The sequence below is a fragment of the Microvirga tunisiensis genome (assembly GCF_009296175.1).
In the GTDB taxonomy this organism is placed as follows: domain Bacteria; phylum Pseudomonadota; class Alphaproteobacteria; order Rhizobiales; family Beijerinckiaceae; genus Microvirga; species Microvirga tunisiensis.
Genome location: NZ_VOSK01000431.1, coordinates 1 through 4586 on the forward strand (window position 1 = coordinate 1; position 4586 = coordinate 4586).

Annotated in this window: 5 protein-coding genes; 1 reads left to right on the forward strand and 4 read right to left on the reverse strand. The window is 64.4% G+C overall.

Going from position 1 to position 4586, the window contains the following annotated elements; all coding sequences use genetic code 11:
• Window positions 1-331 precede the first annotated feature (331 nt).
• The 3 genes from FS320_RS38570 to FS320_RS38580 are packed head-to-tail and all read right to left on the reverse strand — an operon-like array spanning window position 332 to window position 3449.
• A complete protein-coding gene (locus FS320_RS38570; RefSeq protein WP_152717606.1) occupies window positions 332-1321 on the reverse strand; it encodes an Hsp33 family molecular chaperone in 990 nt (329 codons plus the stop codon).
• Window positions 1318-2244, reverse strand: a complete 927-nt coding sequence (argF, locus tag FS320_RS38575; protein ID WP_152717608.1) for an ornithine carbamoyltransferase — start codon at window positions 2242-2244, stop codon at window positions 1318-1320. The genes FS320_RS38570 and argF overlap by 4 nt, the downstream gene beginning before the upstream one ends.
• Complete coding sequence (locus FS320_RS38580) at window positions 2241-3449, reverse strand: acetylornithine transaminase (protein ID WP_162003517.1); 1209 nt, start codon at window positions 3447-3449, stop codon at window positions 2241-2243. Before FS320_RS38580 ends, argF begins: the two co-directional genes overlap by 4 nt.
• Window positions 3450-3821: 372 nt before the next feature.
• On the opposite strand from FS320_RS38580, the gene FS320_RS38585 reads away from it, so the two are divergent.
• Window positions 3822-4358: a GcrA family cell cycle regulator gene (locus FS320_RS38585; protein WP_152717610.1), complete on the forward strand. Its 537-nt coding sequence runs from the start codon at window positions 3822-3824 to the stop codon at window positions 4356-4358.
• Window positions 4359-4430: 72 nt separating this feature from the next.
• Here FS320_RS38585 and FS320_RS38590 read toward each other — a convergent pair.
• Window positions 4431-4586 (reverse strand): winged helix-turn-helix domain-containing protein (locus FS320_RS38590; protein WP_192926399.1); only part of this gene is annotated, 156 nt, incomplete at its 5' end.

Below are 4586 nucleotides of genomic sequence, written 5' to 3' on the forward strand. Positions count from 1 at the left end.
CCCAACAGCTCCAGCACCAACCGCTTCAGATCGGCGTTCGACAGGCCATCAAGATCCGGGGCCGGTGACATGCAGGGGATTGAATCAGAATTGTCGCTGCGCCGGAACCCCGACCCGCCAGCTCAGCCCGGACTTTTGCCAATGTTACCGTCCGATGCTCTAAGCTTTTGGCTTATCGCATCTTTTCACGCAAAACCGGCTCACACTTTTGCGTTCGATGCACTAACAGCGCAGGATCATGCGCAGCGGCAGCCGCTCTCCTTTTGCTGCAACCGCCGTGGTTACGGATCCCCGCCTGCGCGGGGATAGCGATGGAGAGCTGGCTGCCGACTTATGCTTCCGACTTGGCGATCTCGGCCTCGACCTCCGCCGGGTCCAGATCGTAGAAGCGCGAGCAGAACTCGCAGGTGATGCCGATGCGGCCGTCGTCGCCGACCATGTCCTGGCGATCCTGCGGAGAGAAGCGGCGCATCATGCCCATGATGCGCTCATGCGAGCAGGTGCATTCCTCATGCACGTGCTGGCCCTCGAAGACGCGCACGCCCCGCTCGTGGAACAGGCGATAGAGAAGCGTCTCGCTGGAGACGGCCGGATCGATCAGTTCGTGATCCTCGACCGTCCCGACCAGGGACTTGGCTTCGAGCCAGGCATCGTCCTCCGAGGGCGATGCGAGATCGTTCGAGGGATGTCCCTCCGGGATGTCGCCCGGATGCAGATCGGCCTGCCGAAGGCGCTCCGACGAGGAGGGCAGGAACTGGATCATCAGGCCGCCGGCGCGATAGGTGTGGCGGCCATCCTCGAACTGCTCGGCCACGGCCAGACGCACCTGCGTCGGGATCTGCTCGGACTGGCGGAAATACTGATGCGCCGCCTCCTCGAAACCCTGGCCCTCGAGGGCGACGACGCCCTGATAGCGGCTGCGCTCGGAGCCCTGATCGATGGTCATGGCGAGGTAGCCGGAGCCGAGGAGTTCGCCCGTTCCCGGCGAGATCGACCCGAGAGCTTCGAGCCTGTCCTTGTCGAAACGGGCCGTGGCACGCAGGCGATCCGGTGCGTTGAAATCGACCACCACCATGTCGATGATGCCATCGGTCTTGGTCTGCAGCTGGAAACGTCCCTCGAATTTGAGGGACGCACCGAGCATGACCGTCAATGCGGCCGCCTCACCGATGACGCGGGCCACCATGTCGGGATAGCCGTGCCGGGCCAGGATGGTGTCGATGGAGGCTCCGAGACGCACCACGCGCCCACGCACGTCGAGAGGTTCGACTGCGAAAGGCAGAACGACGTCATCGTTTCCTGCAAGCGAAGCTGAACTCATGCGTTTGCTGCTCCGAGGCACCACGCCAGGATGCCCTTCTGCGCGTGAAGCCGGTTCTCGGCCTCGTCGAAGACCACCGATTGCGGACCGTCCATGATCTCGTCCGTGACCTCCTCGCCACGATGGGCGGGAAGACAATGCATGAAGACGGCGTCCTTGTCGGCCACGCCCATGAGCCTGCCGTTGACCTGGTAGGGCTTCAGCAGATTCTGACGGCGGAACTCGTCGTCGTCACCCATGGACACCCAGCAGTCGGTGATGACCGCATGGGCGCCCTCGGCGGCCTCGAACGCATCGGTGGTCACGCTGATCTTGGCCCCTTCCTGTTTCGCCCAGGACAAAAGCTCCGGGCGCGGGGCAAGTTCCGGCGGGGATGCGATCTTGAGCTGGAAATCGAGACGCGCCGCCGCGTGAACCCAGGAGGCGAGCACGTTGTTGGAGTCGCCCGTCCACGCAATCGTCCGGCCTTCGATGGAGCCGCGATGCTCCTCGAAGGTCATGATGTCGGCCATGATCTGGCACGGATGCGTCATCTTGGTCAGGCCGTTGATCACCGGGATCGAAGCATACTGGGCGAGCTCTGTCACCATCGCATGATCGAGGGTGCGGATCATGATGGCGTCCACGTAGCGCGACAGGACGCGCGCCGTGTCGGCGATGCTCTCGCCGCGGCCGAGCTGCATCTCCTTGCCGGTGAGCATCAAGGTCTCGCCGCCGAGCTCGCGCATGCCGACATCGAAGGAGACGCGGGTGCGGGTGGAGGGCTTGTCGAACACCATCGCCAGGATCTTGCCTTCGAGCGGCCGATCCTTGGCCTTCTCGCCGCGGCGGCGTCTGGACTTGATCTCGAGGCCGACATTCAGGAGGTGCCGGATCTCCGCGCCGGAAAAGTCGCTGAGATCGAGGAAATGGCGGGTCTTCATTGAACGGCTCCCGGCGGAACGGCGGTTTTCTGCTTAGCCTCGATGGCCGCGCAGGCATCATCCAGACGATTGATGGCTTCTCCGAGATCGGCTTCCGTGATGATCAGCGGCGGCAGAAGACGGACGACGTTGTCGCCGGCCCCGATCACGATGAGCTTCTGATCGCGGGCGGCGCTGACGAAGTCCGTATTGGGCACGACGGTGCGCAGGCCCATGATGAGCCCCTGCCCCCTCACCTCGGCGATGACGCTCGGATGGCGGTCCTTCAACTCGGCGAGGCGCTGCTTGAGCAGCAGGCCCTTGCGCTCGACGCTCTCCAGGAAGCCGGGTTCCAGGATCACGTCGAGCACGGCATTGCCGACCGCCATGGCGAGCGGATTGCCGCCGAAGGTCGTGCCGTGGGTGCCGAGCGTCAGGCCCTTGCCAGCCTCTGCCGTTGCCAGGCAGGCGCCCAGCGGGAAGCCGCCGCCGATGCCCTTGGCCACGGTCATGATATCGGGCGTCACGCCGCTCCATTCATAGGCGAAGAGCTTGCCGGTGCGGCCGACGCCGGTCTGGATCTCGTCGAAGATCAGGAGCAGGCCTTGGCTGTCGCACAGGGCGCGCAGCTCTCGCAGGAAGGCGTTCGACACGGACCTGACGCCACCCTCGCCTTGGATCGGCTCGATCATCAGGGCCGCCGTGTGCGGGCCGATGACGGCCTTCAGGGCCTCGAGATCCTCAGGCGGAACCTGGTCGAACCCCTGGACCTTGGGGCCGAAGCCTTCCAGATACTTGGCCTGTCCGCCGGCCGCGATGGTGCCGAGCGTGCGGCCGTGGAAGGCGCCCTCGAAGGTCACGATGTGGAAGCGCTCGGGATTGCCGTTCACATAATGATAGCGGCGCGCCATCTTGATCGCGGCCTCGTTCGCCTCGGCGCCGGAATTGGTGAAGAACACGAAATCCGCGAAGGTGCTGTCGACGAGGCGCTGGGCGAGGCGCTCGCCCTCCGGGATCTGGAACAGATTGGAGCTGTGCCAGATCTTGGAGGCCTGCTCGGTCAGGGCCTTGACCAGATGAGGATGGGCGTGGCCCAGGGCGTTCACGGCGATGCCGGCGCCGAAATCAAGGTATCGCTCGCCATCTCGGCCGTAGAGCCAGGGGCCCTCTCCCTTCTCGAAGGAAAGCTCGGCACGGGCAAAAGTCGGCAGCAATGGCGATGTCACGGGTTGTCTCCGCCTAGAGAGAGGCCCAAGGTCGCACCCGGGCCCGAAAAAGAAAGCGCCGCCCCAGCGAGGGCGGCACGGAGAGGGATTCTAACGAGGTGCGAGACCCTGTCAATTCAAGAGAAATGAAGTCACTCATCACAAGGAATTTTTGCCCCAGGCGAGTTCCTTGGGGAAAACGACGGGGCCTGTTCGGGGACTCTTGCGCCGGAGTCCACCCATCCTGTAACTTCGGGTCAGTCGAGTACGGCATTCGTGCAGCGGCTTTCACCCTCAGGAGCGACCTTCGCAACGCGGTCGGACACAAAACCCTGTCCGCGAGGCATCTGGGATTCTGGGCTGAGGCCAGCCACGATGGAGGCAAGTTTAAAAATGATGGATGCGGGCGGAACTTGGACGGACGAGCGGGTCGAGCTTCTCAAGAAGCTCTGGACCGATGGTTTGAGCGCGAGCCAGATCGCCGCCGAGCTTGGAAATGTGACCCGCAATGCGGTGATCGGTAAGGTTCACCGCCTCGGCCTCTCCGGCCGCGCCAAGGATGCGAAGCCCGCCGGCTCTGCCGCTGCCCGCCCGCGCAAGGCGACCCGCGCGCCGAGCGCGCCGGCCCCGATTGCGCCCCAGCCGCACAACAACAATGTGGTGTTGGCTCCGATCCCGACGGAGCCCGTGGCCGAGGAGCCCGTGGTGTTCGCCGACGACGACATTGCCATTCCCATGTCCGAGCGCGTGACCATCATGGACCTGCGCGAGTCCATGTGCCGCTGGCCCATGGGTGACCCGACGAAGCCCGAGTTCCGCTTCTGCGGCGCCCGCTCGATCACGGGCCTGCCTTATTGCAACCATCACGCGCGCATTGCCTACCAGCCGGTGGCCGACCGCAAGCGGGAGCGCAAGCTCGTCCGCGCCTAAAGGCATTTTTTCCGATCAAAGGCCGCGCTGTCGATTTCAGCGCGGCCTTTGATCTGTCTGTCTTTTGAGGCGTTAGGCACTCACGGCCTGCTCCTCGCGAGCGAAGGTCTCATCGAAGGAATAGCCGGCGCCACGCACGGTTCGGATCGGATCGGGCCGGCGCGGCAGGTTGATCGCCTTGCGCAGGCGGCCCACATGCACGTCCACGGTGCGCTCGTCGATATAGAC